This window comes from Burkholderia sp. PR2, from assembly GCF_052372875.1.
Taxonomy (GTDB): domain Bacteria; phylum Pseudomonadota; class Gammaproteobacteria; order Burkholderiales; family Burkholderiaceae; genus Burkholderia; species Burkholderia diffusa.
The window spans coordinates 2182523-2202140 of sequence record NZ_JBQRWH010000001.1 but is presented as its reverse complement, the minus strand read 5'-3'; the positions used below and the strand labels follow the sequence as shown (position 1 = coordinate 2202140).

Below are 19618 nucleotides of genomic sequence, written 5' to 3'. Positions count from 1 at the left end.
GATCGATTTGATCATTTCGTCAAATGCGTTCGACGGTGTTGCTCAAATGATGAAAAGCGCCACCGGATATGGGTTCAGGCGCGGTCGCCGGCGAGCGATTTCCGTTCTGGTTAACCGCCATTGTGGATCGCGAATTTGAACTTCGCGTCAGGGCTTTCCCTCAATTATCGAGATTTTTTGAGCGCGTGCCCGCACGTGGCACGGATGCTGCATTGAAGTGCGGCATGGAGGCGACACCGATCATGAATCAGCACCCGACCGATCTTTCCCCGCTCGACCCTGGCCGCAAGTGCGCACGCGTGACCGGCACGAACGTGCGCGGCTTCGTCGAATTCGAGTTTTCGCTCGGCGGCGCGCCGGATCTGTTCGTCGAGCTGACGTTGTCTCCTGCCGCCTTCGACGCGTTCTGCCGCGAACAGCAGGTGACGCGGCTCGACGTCGAAGCGAACCCATGACCTTGAGGAGCAAGAAGTGACCATCGAGCTGAAGACAGTCGACATCAAGCCGCTCCGGCACACCTTCGCGCATGTCGCGCAGAACATCGGCGGCGACAAGACGGCGACGCGCTACCAGGAAGGCATGATGGGCGCGCAGCCCCAGGCGAACTTCCATTACCGGCCGACCTGGGACCCGGACCACGAGATCTTCGATCCGTCGCGTTCGGCGATACGGATGGCGAACTGGTACGCATTGAAGGATCCGCGCCAGTTCTACTACGCGTCGTGGGCGACGACGCGCGCGCGCCAGCAGGACGCGATGGAGTCGAACTTCGAGTTCGTCGAATCGCGCCGGATGATTGGCCTGATGCGCGACGACGTGGCCGCGCAGGCGCTCGACGTGCTGGTGCCGCTGCGCCATGCCGCGTGGGGCGCGAACATGAACAACGCGCAGATCTGCGCGCTCGGCTACGGTACCGCGTTCACCGCGCCCGCGATGTTCCATGCCATGGACAACCTCGGCGTCGCGCAGTACCTGACGCGCCTCGCGCTCGCGATGGCCGAGCCCGACGTGCTCGATGCGGCCAAGGCCAGCTGGACGAACGACGCCGCATGGCAGCCGCTGCGCCGCTATGTGGAGGACACGCTGGTCGTGGCCGACCCGGTCGAGCTTTTCGTTGCGCAGAACCTCGCGCTCGACGGCCTGCTGTATCCGCTCGTCTACGACCGCTTCATCGACGAACGGATCGCGCTCGCGGGCGGCTCGGCCGTCGCGATGCTCACCGCGTTCATGCCGGAATGGCACGCCGAATCGAATCGCTGGATCGACGCGGTGGTGAAGACCATGGCCGCCGAATCCGACGACAACCGCGCGCTGCTCGCCCGCTGGACCCGAGACTGGTCCGCACGGGCCGACGCGGCGCTCGCACCGGTCGCGGCGCGCGCGTTGCAGGATGCCGGCCGGGCAGCGCTCGACGAAGTGCGCGAGCAGTTCCATGCACGCGTCGCAAAGCTCGGCCTCGCGCTCTGACGCCGCGCATACCCCCTCAATCCAAGGAAAGCCAGCATGTCGAACGTATTCATCGCCTTTCAGACAAATGAGGACTCCAGACCGATCGTCGACGCGATCGTCGCCGACAACCCGCACGCGGTGGTGGTCGAGTCGCCCGGGATGGTCAAGATCGACGCGCCGGACCGGCTGACGATCCGCCGCGAAACGATCGAGGAACTGACCGGCACGCGCTTCGACCTGCAGCAGCTGCAGGTGAACCTGATCACGCTGTCCGGCCACATCGACGAAGACGACGACCAGTTCACGCTGAGCTGGTCGCACTGAACGCCGCGCAACACGCACCGACAACACCGGAGACACGAATGGACACGCCAACGCTCAAGAAAAAGCTCGGCCTGAAGGACCGCTACGCGGCGATGACGCGCGGCCTCGGCTGGGAGACGACTTACCAGCCGATGGACAAGGTCTTCCCGTACGACCGTTACGAAGGCATCAAGATCCACGACTGGGACAAGTGGGTCGACCCGTTCCGCCTGACGATGGATGCGTACTGGAAATACCAGGGCGAGAAGGAGAAGAAGCTGTACGCGGTGCTCGATGCGTTCACGCAGAACAACGCGTTCCTCGGCGTGACCGACGCGCGCTACATCAACGCGCTGAAGCTGTTCATCCAGGGCGTGACGCCGCTTGAATATCTCGCGCATCGCGGTTTCGCGCACGTCGGCCGGCACTTCACCGGCGAGGGCGCGCGCATCGCGTGCCAGATGCAGTCGATCGACGAGTTGCGGCACTACCAGACCGAAACGCACGCGATGTCGACGTACAACAAGTTCTTCAACGGCTTCCATCATTCGAACCACTGGTTCGACCGCGTCTGGTACCTGTCGGTGCCGAAGTCGTTCTTCGAGGACGCGTATTCGTCGGGGCCGTTCGAGTTCCTGACGGCGGTCAGCTTCTCGTTCGAATACGTGCTGACGAACCTGCTGTTCGTGCCGTTCATGTCGGGCGCCGCGTACAACGGCGACATGTCCACCGTCACGTTCGGCTTTTCCGCGCAGTCGGACGAATCGCGTCACATGACGCTCGGCATCGAGTGCATCAAGTTCCTGCTTGAGCAGGACCCGGACAACGTGCCGATCGTGCAGCGCTGGATCGACAAGTGGTTCTGGCGCGGCTACCGGCTGCTCACGCTGGTCGCGATGATGATGGACTACATGCAGCCGAAGCGCGTGATGAGCTGGCGCGAGTCGTGGGAGATGTACGCGGAGCAGAACGGCGGCGCGCTGTTCAAGGATCTCGCGCGCTACGGCATTCGCGAGCCGAAGGGCTGGCAGGACGCCTGCGAAGGCAAGGACCACATCAGCCACCAGGCATGGTCGACATTCTACGGCTTCAACGCGGCGTCGGCGTTCCACACGTGGGTGCCGAACGAGGACGAGATGGCGTGGCTGTCCGCGAAGTATCCCGACTCGTTCGACCGCTATTACCGCCCGCGCTTCGACTACTGGGGAGAGCAGGCGAAGGCCGGCAACCGCTTCTACATGAAGACGCTGCCGATGCTGTGCCAGACCTGCCAGATCCCGATGCTGTTCACCGAGCCCGGCAACCCGACGAAGATCGGCGCGCGCGAGTCGAACTACCTCGGCAACAAGTTCCATTTCTGCAGCGATCACTGCAAGGAAATCTTCGACCACGAGCCGCAGAAGTACGTGCAGGCATGGTTGCCCGTGCACCAGATCTATCAGGGCAACTGTTTCCCGCCCGATGCGGACCCGAGCGCGGAAGGCTTCGATCCGCTCGCCGCGGTGCTCGACTACTACGAAGTGCAGATGGGCCGCGACAACCTCGATTTCGACGGCTCGGAAGACCAGAAGAACTTCGCGGCCTGGCGCGGCCAGGCCACGAGCAACTGATCGATACACAACCTTGAACGAGACCGGCGTACGCGCGAATGCGCAAACGCCGGCCGACAGGAGACAAGCATGACCGTCATCGCGCTCAAACCCTACGACTTCCCGGTGAAGGACGCGGTCGAGAAGTTTCCGGCGCCGCTGCTCTACGTGTGCTGGGAAGACCACCTGATGTTCCCGGCGCCGTTCTGCCTGCCGCTGCCGCCCGACATGCCGTTCGGCGCGCTCGCCGACAAGGTGCTGCCGCCCATCTACGGCTATCACCCCGACTTCGCGAAGATCGACTGGGGCCGCGTCGAGTGGTTTCGCTCCGGTGAGCCGTGGACGCCCGACGCAGCGAAGAGCCTGGCCGACAACGGCCTCGGGCACAAGGACCTGATCAGCTTCCGCACGCCGGGCCTCGACGGCCTCGGCGGCGCGAGCTTCTGACCGCCACGCGGACGAGCGAACCATCATGAGCCACCAACTTACCATCGAGCCGCTGGGCGTCACGATCGAGGTCGAGGAAGGACAGACGATGCTCGATGCCGCGCTGCGCCAGGGCATCTACATTCCGCATGCGTGCTGTCACGGCCTGTGCGGCACCTGCAAGGTCGCGGTGCTCGACGGCGAGACCGATCTCGGCGACGCGAACCCGTTCGCGCTGATGGATTTCGAGCGCGAGGAAGGCAAGGCGCTCGCGTGCTGCGCGACGCTGCAGGCCGACACCGTGATCGAGGCCGATGTCGACGAGGAACCGGACGCGGAAATCATTCCGGTCAAGGACTTCGCGGCTGAAGTGACGCGCATCGAGCAGCTCACGCCGACCATCAAGTCGATCCGACTGAAGCTGTCGCAGCCGATGCATTTCCAGGCGGGCCAGTACGTGCAGCTGGAGATTCCCGGTCTCGGGCAGAGCCGCGCGTTCTCGATCGCGAACGCGCCGGCCGACGTCGCGGCCACCGGCGAGATCGAGCTGAACGTGCGGCAGGTGCCGGGCGGGCTCGGCACCGGCTACCTGCACGAGCAGCTGGCCACCGGCGACCGCATGCGGCTGTCGGGCCCGTACGGGCGCTTCTTCGTGCGTCGCTCGGCCGCGCGGCCGATGATCTTCATGGCTGGCGGATCGGGGCTGTCGAGCCCGCGCTCGATGATCGCGGACCTGCTCGCCAGCGGCGTCACCGCGCCGATCACGCTGGTCTACGGCCAGCGCAACGCGAAGGAGCTGTACTACCACGACGAATTCCGCGCGCTCGCCGAACGCCACCCGAACTTCACGTACGTGCCGGCGCTGTCCGAAGGCGCGCCGGATGCCGGCGGCGACGTCGCGCAAGGGTTCGTGCACGACGTCGCGAAGGCGCATTTCGACGGCGACTTCTCGGGGCACCAGGCATACCTGTGCGGCCCGCCCGCGATGATCGACGCGTGCATCACGACGCTGATGCAGGGGCGCCTGTTCGAGCGCGACATCTATCACGAGAAGTTCATCTCGGCGGCCGACGCGCAACAGACGCGCAGCCCGCTGTTCCGGCGGGTGTGACATGGATGCGGGTCGCGTATGCGGGACGGTCAGGATCGCGCAGACCGACGAGCGCTATGCGTGCGTGTCGGGCGAGTCGTTGCTGGCCGGCATGGCGAAGCTCGGCCGCCGCGGCATTCCGGTCGGCTGCCTGAACGGCGGGTGCGGCGTGTGCAAGGTGCGCGTGCTGCGCGGCGCGGTGCGCAAGCTCGGGCCGGTCAGCCGGGCACACGTCAGCGCTGAAGAGGAGAACGACGGCTATGCGCTCGCGTGCCGTGTGGTGCCGGACGGCGACGTGGAACTGGAAGTGGCTGGCCGACTGAAAAAGCCGTTCTTCTGCGGCGCGGCCCGTGCCGGCGCGCCGACGATCGACAAGTAACCAGGAAACCAGGAGGAGACACATCATGGGTGTGATGCGTATTGGTCATGTCAGTCTGAAGGTGATGGACATGGAAGCGGCGCTGCGTCATTACGTGCGCGTGCTCGGCATGCAGGAGACGATGCGCGACGCGGCGGGCAACGTCTATCTGAAATGCTGGGACGAATGGGACAAGTATTCGCTGATCCTGTCGCCGTCCGACCAGGCGGGGCTCAAGCACGCCGCGTACAAGGTCGAGCACGACGCCGACCTGGACGCGTTGCAGCAGCGTATCGAGGCATACGGGATCGCGACCGAGATGCTGCCCGAAGGCGCGCTGCCGGCGGTCGGCCGTCAATTGCGGTTCCTGCTGCCGAGCGGGCATGAACTGCGGCTGTTCGCGAAGAAGGAGCTGGTGGGCACCGCGGTCGGCTCGCTGAACCCCGATCCATGGCCCGACGATGTTCCGGGCTCGGCCGTGCACTGGCTCGACCACTGCCTGCTGATGTGCGAACTGAACCCCGAAACCGGCGTGAACCGTGTCGAGGAGAACACGCGCTTCATGGCCGAGTGTCTCGACTTCTATCTGGCGGAACAGGTGATGGTCGGCCCCGGCAACACGATCCGGGCCGCGACATGGATGTTCCGCAGCACGACGCCGCACGACATCGCGTTCGTCGGCGGCCCGAGCAACGGCCTGCATCACATCGCGTTCTTCCTCGACGACTGGGCCGACGTGCTGAAGTCGGCCGACGTCATGGCGAAGAACAAGGTGAAGATCGACGTCGCGCCGACGCGGCACGGCATCACGCGCGGCACCACCATCTATTTCTTCGATCCGAGCGGCAACCGCAACGAGACGTTCGCGGGGCTGGGTTATCTCGCGCAACCCGATCGCCCGGTCACGACGTGGACCGAGGAGGAGCTCGGGCGCGGGATCTTCTTCCACTCCGGCGAGCTGAACGAAGCGTTCACGACCGTCTACACCTGAGCTGCAAGGAGCCCAGCGTCATGGATCGAAACGACACGAACCGCAGCATCGACACGCGCGCGATCGACTGGCCCGCCGCGGCGCGCGCGGCGCAGGCGGCGGCCGAGGCCGCCGAACGGCTCGGCGTGCGCGTCAACGTCGCGGTCGTCGATGCGGCCGGACTGCTCGCGGCATTCGTCCGCATGCCCGGCGCACCGTTGCATTCGATCGATATCGCGATCGACAAGGCGTACACGGCCGCGAGCTTCGGTTTGCCCACCGGCGCGTGGCACGCCGCATTGGCGTCGCACTCGGACGCGGTGCGGCAGGGCCTCGTGCTGCGGCCGCGCTTCGTCGCATTCGGCGGCGGGTTGCCGATCGTCGAAGACGGCGCGTTGATCGGCGGCATCGGCGTATCGGGCGGCAGCGAGGCGCAGGACGAGCAATGCGCGAACGCGGGGCTCGATGCGGCCGGCTTCGGCGGGCCATGACGCACGGCACGCAAACGCGCTCCACGAACCCACGGATTGACGACTATCGGCACACACATCATGTACGACACCGAACCCATCGCCGCGACACGCGGCCCCGTCGGCGGGCAGCCGGAACCGCGGCTCGTCCGCAACTTCATCGACGGTGACTATCGCGCGGGCGAACGCTGGTTCGACAAGCGCTCGCCGCTCGACAACGCGGTGATCGCGCGCGTCGCCGAAGCGAGCCGCGCGGATGTCGACGCGGCGGTACAGGCCGCACGCGCGGCGCTGGCCGGCCCGTGGGGCGGCCTGACCGTCGCGCAGCGCGTCGAGCTCCTGTATGCGGTGGCTGACGGCATCACGCGCCGCTTCGACGATTTCCTCGAAGCCGAAGTGGCCGACACCGGCAAGCCGGTGAGCCTCGCGAGCCATATCGACATCCCGCGCGGCGCCGCGAACTTCAAGGTGTTCGCCGACGTGGTGAAGAACGTGCCCGGCGAAACCTTCGAGATGGCGACGCCGGACGGCGCGGGCGCGCTCAACTACGCGATCCGCCGGCCGGTCGGCGTGGTCGGCGTGATCTGCCCGTGGAATCTGCCGCTGCTGCTGATGACGTGGAAGGTCGGGCCCGCGCTCGCGTGCGGCAACACGGTGGTCGTGAAGCCGTCGGAGGAGACGCCGCAGACGGCCGCGCTGCTCGGCGAGGTGATGAACGCGGCCGGCGTGCCGCGCGGCGTCTACAACGTCGTGCACGGCTTCGGGCCCGGCTCGGCCGGCGAATTCCTGACGACCCATCCGGGTGTGAACGCGATCACGTTCACCGGCGAGACGCGCACCGGCGCGGCGATCATGAAAGCCGCGGCCGACGGCGCGCGGCCCGTCAGCCTCGAGATGGGCGGCAAGAACGCGGCGATCGTGTTCGCCGATTGCGATTTCGATGCGGCCGTCGAGGGCACGCTGCGCTCGTGCTTCGCGAACGCGGGGCAGGTTTGCCTCGGCACCGAGCGTGTGTATGTCGAGCGTCCGCTGTTCGAGCGTTTCGTCGCCGCGCTGAAGGCCGGTGCCGAACGGCTGCGGCCCGGCCGCCCGGAAGCGGACACGACCGGCCTCGGCCCGCTCATCAGCCAGGAGCATCGCGACAAGGTGCTGTCGTATTACCGCAAGGCGGCCGAACTCGGCGCGACGGTCGTGACGGGTGGTGGCGTGCCCGACATGCCGGAGGACCTGCGCGGCGGCGCGTGGGTGCAGCCGACGATCTGGACCGGCCTCGGCGACGATTCGCCGATCGCGCGCGACGAGATCTTCGGGCCGTGCACGCTCGTGATGCCGTTCGATTCCGAAGCCGAGGTGATCGGCCGCGCGAACGCGAATGCGTATGGGCTGTCGACCGCGATCTGGACGACCAACCTGTCGCGCGCGCACCGCGTCGCGGCGTCGATCGACGTCGGCATCGCGTGGGTCAATTCATGGTTCCTGCGTGACCTGCGTACCGCGTTCGGCGGCGCGAAGCAATCGGGCATCGGCCGCGAGGGCGGCGTGCATTCGCTCGAGTTCTACACGGAGCTCCGCAACGTCTGCATCAAGCTCTGACCTTCTGTTAATGACCGGAAAACTCTTATGGACTCCACGTTGATTACCACGCTGGGCGACTGGCTGTACGACGCGATGACGTCGCGCGAGCCCATCGCGCCGCTGACGTCGCAGCACGAGGACCTGTCGGTCGACGACGCGTACCGGATCCAGCAGCGCTTCGTGCAGCGCCGCCTGGATGCCGGCGAGACCGTCATCGGCAAGAAGATCGGCGTCACGTCGAAGGCGGTGATGGACATGCTCGGCGTCTACCAGCCCGACTTCGGCTACCTGCTGTCGGGCATGGTGTACGGCGAGGGCGAATGCATCGCGCTCGACACGCTGATCCAGCCGAAGGCCGAAGGCGAGATCGCGTTCGTGCTGAAGCGCGACCTGCTCGGCCCGGGCGTGACGAACGCGATGGTGCTCGCCGCGACCGAGTGCGTGATGCCGTGCTTCGAGATCGTCGACTCGCGCATCCGCGACTGGAAGATCCGCATCGGCGACACGGTGGCCGACAACGCGTCGTGCGGCGTGTTCGTGCTCGGCGACCGGGCGGTGAGCACGCGCAGCGTCGATCTGTCGACCTGCGGCATGGTGCTCGAGAAGAACGGCGACGTGATCGGCACCGGCGCCGGCGCGGCCGCGCTCGGCTCGCCGGTCAATGCCGTCGCATGGCTCGCCAACACGCTCGGCCGCCTCGGCATCCCGCTGAAGGCCGGCGAAGTGATTCTGTCCGGCGCGCTCGCAGCGATGGCGCCGGTCGGGCGCGGCGACAACTTCCGCGTGTCGATCGGCGGAATCGGCGCGTGTTCGGTGCGGTTCGCGTGAGCGCCGCCCGTTCCCCTTTCCACGCAAACGAGGAATTCCCCATGACCCGAAAGATCCGTTGCGCGCTGATCGGTCCCGGCAACATCGGCACCGACCTGCTCGCCAAACTGATGCGCAGCCCCGTGCTCGAACCCGTGTGGATGGTCGGCATCGATCCCGATTCCGATGGCCTGAAGCGCGCGCGCGAACTCGGCCTCAAGACCACCTCGGACGGCGTCGACGGCCTGCTGCCGCATGTGCAGGCCGACGGCGTGCAGATCGCGTTCGACGCGACGAGCGCATACGTCCACGCGGAAAACAGCCGCAAGCTGAACGCGCTCGGCGTGCTGATGATCGACCTGACGCCGGCCGCGATCGGCCCGTACTGCGTGCCGCCTGTCAACCTGAAGGATCACATCGGCTCCGGCGAGATGAACGTGAACATGGTCACGTGCGGCGGCCAGGCGACGATTCCGATGGTGCGCGCGATCTCCCGCGTGCAGCCGGTCGCGTACGGCGAGATCGTCGCGACCGTGTCGTCGCGCTCGGTCGGCCCCGGCACCCGCAAGAACATCGACGAATTCACGCGCACCACGGCCGCGGCCGTCGCGCAGGTCGGCGGCGCGAACGAGGGCAAGGCGATCATCGTGATCAACCCGGCCGACCCGCCGCTCATCATGCGCGACACCGTGCACTGCCTGACCGAAACCGCGCCCGACGAAGCGCGCATCGTCGAATCGGTGCACGCGATGATCGCCGACGTGCAGCGCTACGTGCCCGGCTACCGGCTCGTCAACGGGCCGGTGTTCGACGGCAACCGCGTGTCGGTCTATCTCGAGGTCGAAGGTCTCGGCGACTACCTGCCGAAATACGCGGGCAACCTCGACATCATGACGGCCGCCGCCGCGCGCACCGCCGAGATGTTCGCCGAGGAACTGCTGGCCGGACGCCTCACGCTGGCATCGGCCGCCCAGGCGGCCTGACGCCGGCAGACGCGACTTCCACGACCGGACAAGAAAGGAACGGCAATGAATCTCAAAGGCAAACGAATCACCGTCCACGACATGACGCTGCGTGACGGCATGCACCCGAAGCGTCACCAGATGACGCTCGACCAGATGCGCTCGATCGCGAGCGGGCTCGACGCGGCCGGCGTGCCGCTGATCGAAGTCACGCACGGCGACGGCCTCGGCGGCTCGTCGGTCAACTACGGCTTTCCCGCGCATACCGACGCGGAATACCTCGCCGCGGTGATCCCGCTGCTCAAGCGCGCGAAGGTGTCGGCGCTGCTGCTGCCGGGCATCGGCACCGTCGACCACCTGAAAGAGGCGCACGCGCTCGGCGTGCATACGATTCGCGTCGCGACGCACTGCACCGAGGCGGACGTCTCCGAGCAGCACATCGCGATGGCGCGCAAGCTCGACATGGATACCGTCGGCTTCCTGATGATGAGCCACATGAACAGCCCCGACGGGCTGGTGAAGCAGGCGAAGCTGATGGAGTCGTACGGCGCGAACTGCATCTACATCACCGATTCGGCCGGCTACATGCTGCCCGACGACGTGAAGGCCCGCCTGGCAGCCGTGCGCGACGCGCTGATGCCTGAAACGGAACTGGGTTTCCACGGCCACCACAACCTCGCGATGGGCGTCGCGAACTCGATCGCCGCGATCGAGGCCGGGGCGAACCGGATCGACGGCGCGGCGGCGGGGCTCGGCGCCGGCGCCGGCAACACGCCGCTGGAAGTGTTCGTCGCCGTCTGCGAGCGGATGGGCATCGAGACCGGCATCGACGTGTGGAAGATCCAGGACGTCGCCGAGGATCTCGTCGTGCCGATGATGGACTTCCCGATCCGCATCGACCGCGACGCGCTGACGCTCGGCTATGCGGGCGTGTACGGCTCGTTCCTGCTGTTCGCGAAGCGCGCGGGCGAGAAGTACGGGATTCCGGCGCGCGACATCCTCGTCGAGCTTGGCCGGCGCGGCATGGTCGGCGGGCAGGAGGACATGATCGAGGACACCGCGCTGACGCTCGCGAAGGCGCGCGCGGCGCAACCGAAGCGGGAGGCCGCATGAATCTGACGACCGACACGATCGAGTCGCTGGCCGCGCATCTCGACGACTGCATGCGCGAGGCGCGCGACACGCCGAAGATCACCGACCGTCATCCGGAGATGGACTGGGACGACGCGTACGCGGTGCAGGATGCGATCCGCCGCCGGCAGCTTGCGCGCGGCGCGCGGATCGTCGGCTACAAGGCCGGCCTGACATCGCACGCGAAGATGCGGCAGATGGGGGTGGACACGCCCGTGTTCGGCTTCCTGACCGACGTTCATGACCTGCCCGACGGCGGCGAGTGCGATACGTCCGCGCTGATTCATCCGAAGGTGGAGCCGGAGATCGCATTCGTGACGAAGGCCGAACTGAAGGGGCCGGGCTGCCATGTCGGCGCGGTACTCGCCGCGACGGACTTCGTCGTCGCCGGGATCGAGGTGATCGACAGCCGCTACCGCGACTTCAAGTTCGACCTGAAGAGCGTGGTGGCCGACAACACGTCGGCCGCGCGCTTCGTCGCGGGCGGCCGGCCGCTGGCTGTGGATGGCGTCGACCTGCGCACGCTCGGCATCGTGCTCGAGAAGAACGGGCTGCCGGTCGCGTTCGGCGCCGGTGCGGCCGTGCTCGGGCATCCGGCCGCCGCGATCGCGATGCTCGCGAATCACCTGGGGGCGCGCGGCGAATCGATTCCGGCGGGCAGCCTGATCCTGTCGGGCGGCATCACGGAGGCGGTGGCCGTCGCGGCCGGCGACAACGTGACGCTGCGCGTGCAGGACATCGGGTCGGTCGGCCTGCGATTCATCTGAACGTTCCGAACGCAAAGGGAGGCCATCGTGCCGGTAGCACATCTGTACATCCTGGAAGGCCGCGACGACGACAAGAAGGAACGCCTGATCGCCGAAGTCACGGAAGCCATCCATCGCTCGCTCGACGCACCGCTCGAATCGGTGCGCGTGATCATCACCGAGATGCCGAAGGCGCACTTCGGGATCGGCGGGCAGAGCGCGAAGAAGCGCGGGCGCTGACGCGCCGCGCACCATCGAAATCGACTGGAGGACGTCATGTCAACCAATCCCGAACGGGGCCGCCGGATCGTCGCGGGCGGCCTCGACACCAACTATCACGACGTCGGCGACGGGCCGCCCGTGCTGCTGATCCACGGTTCGGGGCCGGGTGTCACGGCCTACGCGAACTGGCGGCTCACGATGCCCGCGCTCGCCGAGCAGTTTCGCGTGATCGCACCGGACATGGCCGGATTCGGCGAAACCGAGCGGCCGCGCGATTACGTGTATTCGATGGATCACTGGGTCGACCACGCACTCGGCCTGCTCGATGCGCTCGGCGTCGAGCGCGCGCACGTGATCGGCAATTCGTTCGGCGGCGCGCTGGCGCTCGCGCTGGCGATCCGCGCGCCGGAGCGTGTCGGCCGGCTCGTGCTGATGGGCGCGGCCGGCACGCGCTTCACGCTGACCGAAGGGCTCGACGCGGTGTGGGGCTACACGCCGTCGATCGCGAACATGCGCGGCCTGCTGGACATCTTCGCGTTCGATCGCACGCTCGTGAACGATGAGCTCGCGAAGCTGCGCTACGACGCGAGCGTGCGGCCCGGCTACCAGGAAGCGTTCGCGAACATGTTTCCGGCCCCGCGCCAGCGCTGGGTCGATGCGCTCGCGAGCGACGAGGTGAAACTGCGCGCGCTGCCGCACGACACACTGATCGTCCATGGCCGCGAGGATCGCGTGATTCCGCTCGACAGCTCGATGAGGCTGCTGGAACTGCTGCCGAACGCGCAACTGCACGTGTTCGGCAACTGCGGACACTGGACGCAGATCGAGCATGCGGCGCGGTTCAACCGGCTGGTGATCGATCATTTCAGCGAGTCGACGGACTGATCGACCCGCGCCGACGACGGTATGCCGTGCGACGGCGCGCGGCAGGTTGGGTGGGGCACGAGGAATCGCATGTCGTGATCGTGCGGATTGCCGGACGGAGGCCGGCGAGATCCCGCTGATCGCGAGCCGGGCGCAATTTCAAGCGATGGATAGCAGCTTTCTAAACGATTAGCACTATTTAATTATAAATGGGTAAGGAGACGTCCGTGAAAGGCATGTATGTTCGATTGGCAGTCGTGGCATGCGCCGCGGCATGGGGCACGCATGCGCGTGCGACCGACGTGTTCAATCTCGAAGGCTATGGTCCGGTCTCGCGCGCGATGGGCGGGACCGGCGTGGCCTACGACGTCGGCGGGGCGGCGATGATGCTGAACCCGGCCACGCTCGGCCTGATGACCGAGGGGCGCTATGTGGACCTCGGGCTCGACGTGGTCACGACCAACATTCACGTGAAGAACGCGTCGACCGGCGAGGGCGCCACGTCGGGCAATCACGGCAACAACAACGGGCCGTATTTCGCGCCGCAACTGGCCGTCGTCTATCGCCGCGCGAACTATGCGTTCGGCATCGGCGCGTTCGCCGAAGGCGGGCTCGGTACGCAATTCGGCGGCAGCAGTTTCCTGTCGCGGACGGCGACCAACAACGTCGATACCGGGCTCGACCAGTTTTCGCGGCTGCTGGTGCTGCGCGTCCCGCTGTCCGCGGCGTACAACGTGAACGACCGGTTGACGGTCGGGGCGTCGCTGGACGTCGTCTGGACCTCGCTCAACCTGGGATCGCTGCTCGACGTGTCCCAGATCGGCACGCTGGCCGCGCAGCGCCGCGTGTCCGGGTCGCTGGTGCCGGCGCTGCTGAGCGTGCCCGGCCTGTCGGGCGGCTACGTCGGGTTTTCGCACAGCGGCATCGTCGGCGGCGGAGCCGACGCCTGGGGTGTCGGCGGCAAGCTGGGCCTCACGTACCTGCTGACGCCCGACACACGGGTCGGCATGGCGTACAGCTTCAAGACCGCCGTGGGCGATCTGCGCGCCGGACATGCGAATCTGACCGCCGTCAGTTCGGTCGCGGGCAATATTCCGATGAGCGGCGACATCGTCGTGAAGGATTTCCAGATGCCGGCCCAGTTCACGATAGGTATCAGCCACCGCTTCAACGACCAGTGGTCGGTCTCGGCCGACTACCAGCGCGTGTTCTGGTCGAGCGTGATGAAGGACCTGAACATGAGCTTCACGCAGGCCGGAACCGGCGCGAACCTGAACCTGTCGATCCCGCAGAATTATCGCGACATCAACGTCTTCGCGGTCGGCGCGGAATATCGCTACAACGCGAAGCTGACGCTGCGTGCGGGGTTCCAGTACGCGCAGGAGGCCGTACCGAACGACACGTTGCTGGCCGTCGTTCCGGCGATTCCGACGACGCACCTGAGCGCGGGCGCGTCCTACGCGTTCGACAAGGACGATCTCGTCAGCTTCGCACTATCGGTCGGCCTGCAAAAGACGTTGTCGAACGGCAGCCAGCCGAACACCGCGGTGCCCATCGTCGCAACGCACTCGCAAATCAACGCGGTCGTCGGATATCAGAAGCGCTTCTGACCGGACGCCGGGCGACGCGCATCGATGCCGCGTCTCCCGGCGCTTGTCGGGTCATTCGGCGGCGATGCCGTACTTGCGCAACCGGTAGGCCAGTGTCGGCCGGCTGATGCCGAGCACACGCGCTGCCAGCGAGAGGTTGCCGTTTGCCTCGGCGATCGCGGCGCGCAGCATCGCCACCTCGGTTTCGGCGAGCCCGGGGCGGGCGCCGGGGCCGGTCGAGGCCGGGGCCAGGGCCGTCTCGACCGGCTCGTCCATCAAGGCGATGTTGCCACTGCGTTTCAGAATGAACGACGACACGTCGATTTCCTCGCCGGTCGTGAACAGGTGGCATAGGTCGAGCGCACCGCCGTCCTCGGCGAGAATCACCGCGCGTTCGATCATGTTCTCCAGTTCGCGCACGTTGCCGGGCCAGTCATAGTTGAACATCGCGTCGACCGCGCGCTCGCGAAAACCGGTGATGTGCTTGTCGTGCTTCTTGGCGAGCCGCTGAAGGAACCAGTTCATCATCAGCGGGATGTCGTCGCGCCGTTCGCGTAGCGGCGGCACCTGGATCGGAAACACGTTGAGGCGGAAAAAGAGATCCTCGCGGAATTGCCCGGCCTTGACGGCTTCCCGCAGGTTGACGTTCGTTGCGGCGATCACGCGCACGTCGATCTTGCGCGTCCGTGTGTCGCCGACGCGCTCCAGCTCGCCCTGCTGAAGCGCGCGCAACAGCTTGCCCTGCGCGGTGAAGCTGAGCGTGCCGATTTCATCGAGAAAGAGCGTGCCACCGTCGGCCCGCTCGAACCGGCCGGGCCGCGACGAGGTCGCGCCGGTATAGCCGCCGCGTTCGACGCCGAACAGTTCGGATTCCATCAGGTGTTCCGGAATCGACGCGCAGTTGACGGCCACGAACGGCTTCTCGGCCCGCTTGCTGAGCCGATGCAGGTTGTTCGCGAACACCTCCTTGCCGACCCCGCTTTCGCCGAGAAACAGCACGGTGGCCTCCGTGGGTGCCACCTTGTTGACCATGTGGCACACGGTGTTGAAGCCGGCCGAGATGCCGACGACGCCGAAACTGTTTTCGGGCGCGCGCGCGATCCGCTCGGCGATCCGGCTGGTGGCCGGCGGCATGGTCTGCGGCTCGAGCGACCATTTGACGAAATCGCCGATCTGCAGGAAGCGCAGATCGTCCTGCGGATCGTCCCATTCCTCGACCGGCTTGCCGACGACGCGGCATTTTGCATGCCCCATCCCGCGGCATTCGATTTCCCGCCACAGGATCGGCCGGCCCATGAACGAGCTGGTATAGCCGCACGCATAGCCGATCAGCATCCAGCAGACGGCGTCGTTGCCGATTCCGTAACTCGCGATGTGCGCCTCCGCCTCCGACGAGTCGATCAGATAGAAGTCGCCGAAATAGTGGCCGCGCTCGACATCGATGTCGAGCGCGATCGGTTCGCAGTGGACGATTCCTTCGAGCGAGACGAGCTGCGGGCCGGCCAGGAAGTCGTCGTAGGTGTTGAAGCCGGCTCGCACCTTGCGCGCCATGGCGGCATCGTGCGTGCCGGCCTGGTAGCCGATGCGGGTGATGAGGCCGCGTGCGGTTTCCTTGCCGAGGCTCTCGATCAGCTCCTGGCGCAGCGCGCCGAACGAACTGATGTGCATCAGCATCATGCGCTGGTCGTCGAGCCAGATCCTGCCTTGCTGGGGCGCGAATCGCAGACGCTTTGCGAGGTCGTGGATGGCGGGTACGCGAATCTCCGGATGCCCGGCATCGCGCGGAGAATGTCCCGCGCGATGCCGGGGCGCGGAACCCGGTTTGCCGTCGTGCATTTCGCTCCTTGACATGCTTGCCTCGCTTGCGGCCGGTTCGGCCGGTGCTCCCCTGTGCTGGTGATGCATGTGGCGCACGGGAACATGCATGCCGGCACGCATTGCGACCGAATCGCCCGGGTCAGCTTAGCGGGTGCGTGTCGTCGTGGCGATTGGTGAAACTACGCGCGGGAAATTCGCAGAGGAATGCATGCGGCCCGCCCGGGCGGCCCGCATGCAACGGGGGTCAGACGAATCGATCGAAGTGGAGCTGCGCGAAGGGGACCTTGTGCCGGAGCATCAGCAGGTCTTGCACGGCCTCGATCATGGGCGGCGGGCCCGCGAAGTAGAAGCGGTAGCGGTCGAGTGGTTGCGCGAGCCCGCGCTCTGCCTCGTCGTGGACGAAGCCCGTCGCACCGTGCCATGGCTGCGACGCATCCGGGGCGGACAGCACGACAGAAACCGACAGTCGTTCGTGCGCCAGCGCATCGAGTTCCGCCGCGGCGCCGAGATCCGCCTGCGAGCGCGCGCCGTAGAAGAAGTGGACACGCGGGGATCCCGGTTGCGCCAGCGCGCCGCGTGCGATCGACAGCATCGGTGCGAGCCCCGAGCCGCCGGCGATGCAGACGATGTCGCGGGCGTCGTCGTCGCGCAGGTAGGCGTGCCCGTAAGGCCCGTCGAGCAGCACGCGCTCGCCGATGGCGATACGGTCGAACAGCGCGTTGCTGCCCGCGCCGCCGGGCAGGCGCCGGATGACGAACCGCCAGAGGCCGTCGCCGTTCGGCAGATTCGACATCGAATAGGCGCGCGCGCCTTGTGCCGAAGGCGGATAGAGGAGTGCATACTGGCCGGCGCGGAACGCCGCCTCGCCCGGGGCGCGGAACGTGAATTCGCTCATGTCCGGCGTCACGCTGCGACGCGCGATCAGTTCCGCCTCCCGGCGCGACGCGGTGACGACGGGCAGGTAGCTGTCGTCGCAGCGCACGCGGATCGTGCAGTCGCCGGTCGGGCGCGACTGGCATGCGAGCCGCTTGCCGCGCTTGCGATCGCGTTCGGAGAGGCCCGGTGCGTCCGGCCACAGCGTGTCCATCGCGCCGGACACGAGCTCGAAGCGGCAGGCGCCACAGCCGCCCACGCTGCATTCGTGCGGCAGTCCCACGCCGGCACGCAATGCGCCGCGCAGCAGCGCGTCTTCCGACGCGTCGACGGCGAATGTCGCGCCGCCTTCAATCGTGATCTGATGTTCCATCTTCAGGTTCCGCGTTACGGGGGCCGGCACGGGCCGGCCCCGGGTTCATCCAGCGGTCACAGGCCGATGCCGCGCCGGAATTCGCCGACCGCCGCGCGCGCACGCGCTGCCGCATCCTGCGCGTCGGGCAGTGCATCGCAATACGCGTCGATGGCGGCATCCGCGAGCGGCGCCCACTTGTCGATCCAGGCTGCGAGCACCGCGCGGTTGCCGTCCTGTTCCAGCGCCATGCGCACGAGCTCGCCTGCCCAGCGGCGATGCCGTTGCGCGTCGGCCAGTTGTGCATCGGTCAGCAGGCCGAGCAGCGTATCGCCGTTGTGGCGGGCCGTCTGGCCGAGCGTGCGCAGCACGGTCTCGTCGATGGCGGGCCGTGCGACCAGGTTCAGCGCGACGAAGCTCTCGGCCCAGTCCCATGCGACGAGCGCTTCCTCGACGAGCCGCCGCCAGCCCTGCCATGCGGGGCTCTGTTCCCAGATGCGACGTTCGTCGCTGGCGAAGCCGAGATCGGGAAAGGCCTGCGACAGCTCCCTGGTCCGATACGCGGTATGCGTGAGCCAGCGCAGGGAGTCGGCCGTCTGGTAGGCGGCGCAGTTGGAGATCGTCGACGCGGGCGCGAGCTGCGTCAGATAGGCGGAGCCCATCTGCAGCGCGTGGAACAGGTAGCGCGCGGGGGTATACAGATGCGCGAGGTGTTCCGCCCAGTCGCGCCCGAGCATCGTGTCATGGCCGCGCGACGAGAACTGGTCGAGCAGACCGAAGACGTATGTCTCCTGGCCGTCCTGCAGCATGTTGTAGGTGCGATAGACCAGCTCGTCGGGATCGCGGAACGCGTTCCAGTCGGCGTGTTGCAGCGGCGACGCGTTGCGGTATCGCTTGAACCACTGCGCCATCCCGAAGTTGGGGTCCAGTTCGAACGGCGCGTCGGGGTTGTCGGTCGTGTAATGGAGGTTGGTCGAGACGATCTCGTATTCGCTCGGCTTGCGCCGCCGCGCGGCCAGATGGCTCCACGTCTTGAGCGGCTTCAGGATTTCGGGTTGCGTCATGCTGGTCTCCGGTCAGAGCGTCTTTTCGTAATAGAAGCGGACGTAGTCGTCCGTCGTCTCGATGCGGCCCGCGAACGAGCTGAGGTTGATTTCCAGTTCCGACATCTTGAATGGCCGGCCGAGCGCGGCCTCCAGGGTCGCGCGGCGCAGGACCAGTTCGCCGTCGGTGTCGATGCGCACGTAGGCGAGCTTGTCGTCGATGCGGATCTCCTTGTCCGGGTTGTCTTCCTGGGCGGCTTCGATGACGCCGGCCGTGATGCTGCTCGCGCGCAGGATGGGGCCGACGCGGTTGTTGCGATAGGCGTCCGCCGTGTTGTCGTGACTCATGGTGTGTCCTACGTCAGGTCAGGAATGGGCGAAGAGCGGTTCGACGCCCTCCACGGCAACGAGGATGTCGTCCCCGTCGAGTTTCACGGCATATTCCGCGAGCCGGCAGTCGCCGGGATTGATGCCCTTGCCCGTATTCGCATCGAAGGTCCATTGATGTGCGCGGCACATCAGTACGCGGCCGTCGAACTTGCCTTCCGCGAGCGGAATGTCCTGGTGCGGACAGATGCCCTGGAACGCGCGCGGCTCGCCCCCTTCGGGGCGGACCAGCACGATCACGTGCCCTTCGACCTCGACTTCGGTCATGTCGCCTTCCCACAGCTCGTCGAGCGTGCATGCTTTGTGAAATGTCATGTCGGCCTCACGCGTCGCAGAAAATGAACTCGAGCGCTTCCATCGGCCGGATGTCCGTCTCGCCGAGCCGCGCGTCGCGCGGGAAGAACGTCTCGCTGCCCTGGCGCCGCACCCTCACGACCTTGTCCGGCCGCGGCGCGACGCGCCGGCCGACCGAGTGATGCGCGGCCGCGGCCGCGACCTCGTCCATGGTGTTGTCGGTATCGACCGCCACGAGCTGCAGCAGGAAGTCGTACTGGAAATTGGAAATCACCGGAAAAAGTGCCATGTCGTCCTCCA

General features: G+C 66.7%; 23 protein-coding genes. 17 read left to right on the top strand and 6 right to left on the bottom strand.

The features are described 5' to 3' along the window. The first annotated feature begins 68 nt into the window (after positions 1-68). The 17 genes from ACT2FV_RS09755 to ACT2FV_RS09675 all read left to right on the top strand — a co-directional run bounded on the left by ACT2FV_RS09755 (position 69) and on the right by ACT2FV_RS09675 (position 14572). A complete protein-coding gene (locus tag ACT2FV_RS09755; protein ID WP_444503758.1) occupies positions 69-455 on the top strand; it encodes a phenol hydroxylase subunit in 387 nt (128 codons plus the stop codon). Positions 456-471: 16 nt separating this feature from the next. Further along, positions 472-1467, top strand: coding sequence for a phenol hydroxylase (locus tag ACT2FV_RS09750; RefSeq protein ID WP_124903239.1), 996 nt, complete (start codon positions 472-474; stop codon positions 1465-1467). Between the two features lie 36 nt (positions 1468-1503). Next, entirely contained in the window at positions 1504-1773 is a 270-nt protein-coding gene (locus ACT2FV_RS09745) for an MmoB/DmpM family protein (RefSeq protein WP_059604920.1), read from the top strand. Between the two features lie 38 nt (positions 1774-1811). Then, the gene (locus ACT2FV_RS09740; RefSeq protein WP_444503757.1) at positions 1812-3362 is read left to right on the top strand and encodes an aromatic/alkene/methane monooxygenase hydroxylase/oxygenase subunit alpha; all 1551 of its coding nucleotides are present in this window, start codon (positions 1812-1814) and stop codon (positions 3360-3362) included. Positions 3363-3431: 69 nt separating this feature from the next. Next, a complete protein-coding gene (locus ACT2FV_RS09735) occupies positions 3432-3788 on the top strand; it encodes a phenol hydroxylase subunit P4 (RefSeq protein ID WP_444503756.1) in 357 nt (118 codons plus the stop codon). A 25-nt stretch (positions 3789-3813) separates the two neighbouring features. After that, positions 3814-4878 (top strand): NADH:ubiquinone reductase (Na(+)-transporting) subunit F, encoded by a 1065-nt coding sequence (locus tag ACT2FV_RS09730; protein WP_124627727.1) that lies wholly within the window; start codon positions 3814-3816, stop codon positions 4876-4878. Position 4879: 1 nt separating this feature from the next. Next, positions 4880-5236, top strand: coding sequence for a 2Fe-2S iron-sulfur cluster-binding protein (locus ACT2FV_RS09725; RefSeq protein WP_059604931.1), 357 nt, complete (start codon positions 4880-4882; stop codon positions 5234-5236). 25 nt (positions 5237-5261) lie between these two features. Beyond that, entirely contained in the window at positions 5262-6206 is a 945-nt protein-coding gene (locus tag ACT2FV_RS09720) for a catechol 2,3-dioxygenase (RefSeq protein WP_444503755.1), read from the top strand. A gap of 20 nt (positions 6207-6226) precedes the next feature. After that, on the top strand, positions 6227-6676 hold the full coding sequence (locus ACT2FV_RS09715; protein ID WP_124627723.1) for a GlcG/HbpS family heme-binding protein: 450 nt from the start codon (positions 6227-6229) through the stop codon (positions 6674-6676). Between the two features lie 60 nt (positions 6677-6736). Continuing rightward, entirely contained in the window at positions 6737-8248 is a 1512-nt protein-coding gene (locus tag ACT2FV_RS09710) for a 2-hydroxymuconic semialdehyde dehydrogenase (RefSeq protein WP_444503917.1), read from the top strand. Between the two features lie 27 nt (positions 8249-8275). Further along, on the top strand, positions 8276-9058 hold the full coding sequence (gene dmpE, locus ACT2FV_RS09705; RefSeq protein WP_444503754.1) for a 2-oxopent-4-enoate hydratase: 783 nt from the start codon (positions 8276-8278) through the stop codon (positions 9056-9058). Between the two features lie 41 nt (positions 9059-9099). Then, positions 9100-10020, top strand: a complete 921-nt coding sequence (locus tag ACT2FV_RS09700; protein WP_124903227.1) for an acetaldehyde dehydrogenase (acetylating) — start codon at positions 9100-9102, stop codon at positions 10018-10020. A 45-nt stretch (positions 10021-10065) separates the two neighbouring features. Beyond that, positions 10066-11112, top strand: a complete 1047-nt coding sequence (gene dmpG, locus ACT2FV_RS09695) for a 4-hydroxy-2-oxovalerate aldolase (protein ID WP_444503753.1) — start codon at positions 10066-10068, stop codon at positions 11110-11112. After that, on the top strand, positions 11109-11897 hold the full coding sequence (dmpH, locus tag ACT2FV_RS09690; protein ID WP_059604954.1) for a 2-oxo-3-hexenedioate decarboxylase: 789 nt from the start codon (positions 11109-11111) through the stop codon (positions 11895-11897). Before dmpG ends, dmpH begins: the two co-directional genes overlap by 4 nt. Positions 11898-11921: 24 nt before the next feature. Then, entirely contained in the window at positions 11922-12116 is a 195-nt protein-coding gene (locus ACT2FV_RS09685; RefSeq protein WP_257129466.1) for a 2-hydroxymuconate tautomerase, read from the top strand. Positions 12117-12152: 36 nt separating this feature from the next. Then, the gene (locus tag ACT2FV_RS09680; protein ID WP_059604957.1) at positions 12153-12983 is read left to right on the top strand and encodes an alpha/beta fold hydrolase; all 831 of its coding nucleotides are present in this window, start codon (positions 12153-12155) and stop codon (positions 12981-12983) included. Positions 12984-13189: 206 nt separating this feature from the next. Beyond that, the gene (locus ACT2FV_RS09675) at positions 13190-14572 is read left to right on the top strand and encodes an OmpP1/FadL family transporter (protein WP_444503752.1); all 1383 of its coding nucleotides are present in this window, start codon (positions 13190-13192) and stop codon (positions 14570-14572) included. Positions 14573-14623: 51 nt separating this feature from the next. On the opposite strand, the gene ACT2FV_RS09670 is transcribed toward ACT2FV_RS09675, so the two are convergent. The 6 genes from ACT2FV_RS09670 to ACT2FV_RS09645 all read right to left on the bottom strand — a co-directional run bounded on the left by ACT2FV_RS09670 (position 14624) and on the right by ACT2FV_RS09645 (position 19607). Next, positions 14624-16402 carry a sigma-54-dependent Fis family transcriptional regulator gene (locus ACT2FV_RS09670; RefSeq protein WP_226115330.1) on the bottom strand — a complete coding sequence of 593 codons (1779 nt, stop codon included), beginning with the start codon at positions 16400-16402 and terminating at the stop codon, positions 14624-14626. A gap of 211 nt (positions 16403-16613) precedes the next feature. After that, entirely contained in the window at positions 16614-17615 is a 1002-nt protein-coding gene (locus tag ACT2FV_RS09665) for a 2Fe-2S iron-sulfur cluster-binding protein (protein ID WP_444503751.1), read from the bottom strand. Between the two features lie 56 nt (positions 17616-17671). Beyond that, positions 17672-18658, bottom strand: a complete 987-nt coding sequence (locus tag ACT2FV_RS09660; RefSeq protein WP_151047145.1) for an aromatic/alkene monooxygenase hydroxylase subunit beta — start codon at positions 18656-18658, stop codon at positions 17672-17674. Between the two features lie 12 nt (positions 18659-18670). Further along, entirely contained in the window at positions 18671-18985 is a 315-nt protein-coding gene (locus ACT2FV_RS09655) for an MmoB/DmpM family protein (protein WP_059604967.1), read from the bottom strand. Between the two features lie 18 nt (positions 18986-19003). Beyond that, positions 19004-19339 carry a Rieske 2Fe-2S domain-containing protein gene (locus tag ACT2FV_RS09650; RefSeq protein ID WP_059604970.1) on the bottom strand — a complete coding sequence of 112 codons (336 nt, stop codon included), beginning with the start codon at positions 19337-19339 and terminating at the stop codon, positions 19004-19006. Between the two features lie 7 nt (positions 19340-19346). Then, positions 19347-19607, bottom strand: coding sequence for a toluene-4-monooxygenase system B family protein (locus ACT2FV_RS09645; RefSeq protein ID WP_059605196.1), 261 nt, complete (start codon positions 19605-19607; stop codon positions 19347-19349). Positions 19608-19618 lie beyond the last annotated feature (11 nt).

Excerpts from the sequence above, each read along its gene's own strand:
- ACT2FV_RS09755 (WP_444503758.1), top strand. The coding sequence starts at position 69 with ATGGGTTCAGGCGCGGTCGCCGGCGAGCGATTTCCGTTCTGGTTAACC.
- ACT2FV_RS09745 (WP_059604920.1), top strand. The coding sequence starts at position 1,504 with ATGTCGAACGTATTCATCGCCTTTCAGACAAATGAGGACTCCAGACCG.
- ACT2FV_RS09740 (WP_444503757.1), top strand. The coding sequence starts at position 1,812 with ATGGACACGCCAACGCTCAAGAAAAAGCTCGGCCTGAAGGACCGCTAC.
- ACT2FV_RS09735 (WP_444503756.1), top strand. The coding sequence starts at position 3,432 with ATGACCGTCATCGCGCTCAAACCCTACGACTTCCCGGTGAAGGACGCG.
- ACT2FV_RS09730 (WP_124627727.1), top strand. The coding sequence starts at position 3,814 with ATGAGCCACCAACTTACCATCGAGCCGCTGGGCGTCACGATCGAGGTC.
- ACT2FV_RS09725 (WP_059604931.1), top strand. The coding sequence starts at position 4,880 with ATGGATGCGGGTCGCGTATGCGGGACGGTCAGGATCGCGCAGACCGAC.
- ACT2FV_RS09720 (WP_444503755.1), top strand. The coding sequence starts at position 5,262 with ATGGGTGTGATGCGTATTGGTCATGTCAGTCTGAAGGTGATGGACATG.
- ACT2FV_RS09715 (WP_124627723.1), top strand. The coding sequence starts at position 6,227 with ATGGATCGAAACGACACGAACCGCAGCATCGACACGCGCGCGATCGAC.
- ACT2FV_RS09710 (WP_444503917.1), top strand. The coding sequence starts at position 6,737 with ATGTACGACACCGAACCCATCGCCGCGACACGCGGCCCCGTCGGCGGG.
- dmpE (WP_444503754.1), top strand. The coding sequence starts at position 8,276 with ATGGACTCCACGTTGATTACCACGCTGGGCGACTGGCTGTACGACGCG.
- ACT2FV_RS09700 (WP_124903227.1), top strand. The coding sequence starts at position 9,100 with ATGACCCGAAAGATCCGTTGCGCGCTGATCGGTCCCGGCAACATCGGC.
- dmpG (WP_444503753.1), top strand. The coding sequence starts at position 10,066 with ATGAATCTCAAAGGCAAACGAATCACCGTCCACGACATGACGCTGCGT.
- dmpH (WP_059604954.1), top strand. The coding sequence starts at position 11,109 with ATGAATCTGACGACCGACACGATCGAGTCGCTGGCCGCGCATCTCGAC.
- ACT2FV_RS09680 (WP_059604957.1), top strand. The coding sequence starts at position 12,153 with ATGTCAACCAATCCCGAACGGGGCCGCCGGATCGTCGCGGGCGGCCTC.
- ACT2FV_RS09670 (WP_226115330.1), bottom strand. The coding sequence starts at position 16,402 with ATGTCAAGGAGCGAAATGCACGACGGCAAACCGGGTTCCGCGCCCCGG.
- ACT2FV_RS09665 (WP_444503751.1), bottom strand. The coding sequence starts at position 17,615 with ATGGAACATCAGATCACGATTGAAGGCGGCGCGACATTCGCCGTCGAC.
- ACT2FV_RS09660 (WP_151047145.1), bottom strand. The coding sequence starts at position 18,658 with ATGACGCAACCCGAAATCCTGAAGCCGCTCAAGACGTGGAGCCATCTG.
- ACT2FV_RS09655 (WP_059604967.1), bottom strand. The coding sequence starts at position 18,985 with ATGAGTCACGACAACACGGCGGACGCCTATCGCAACAACCGCGTCGGC.
- ACT2FV_RS09650 (WP_059604970.1), bottom strand. The coding sequence starts at position 19,339 with ATGACATTTCACAAAGCATGCACGCTCGACGAGCTGTGGGAAGGCGAC.
- ACT2FV_RS09645 (WP_059605196.1), bottom strand. The coding sequence starts at position 19,607 with ATGGCACTTTTTCCGGTGATTTCCAATTTCCAGTACGACTTCCTGCTG.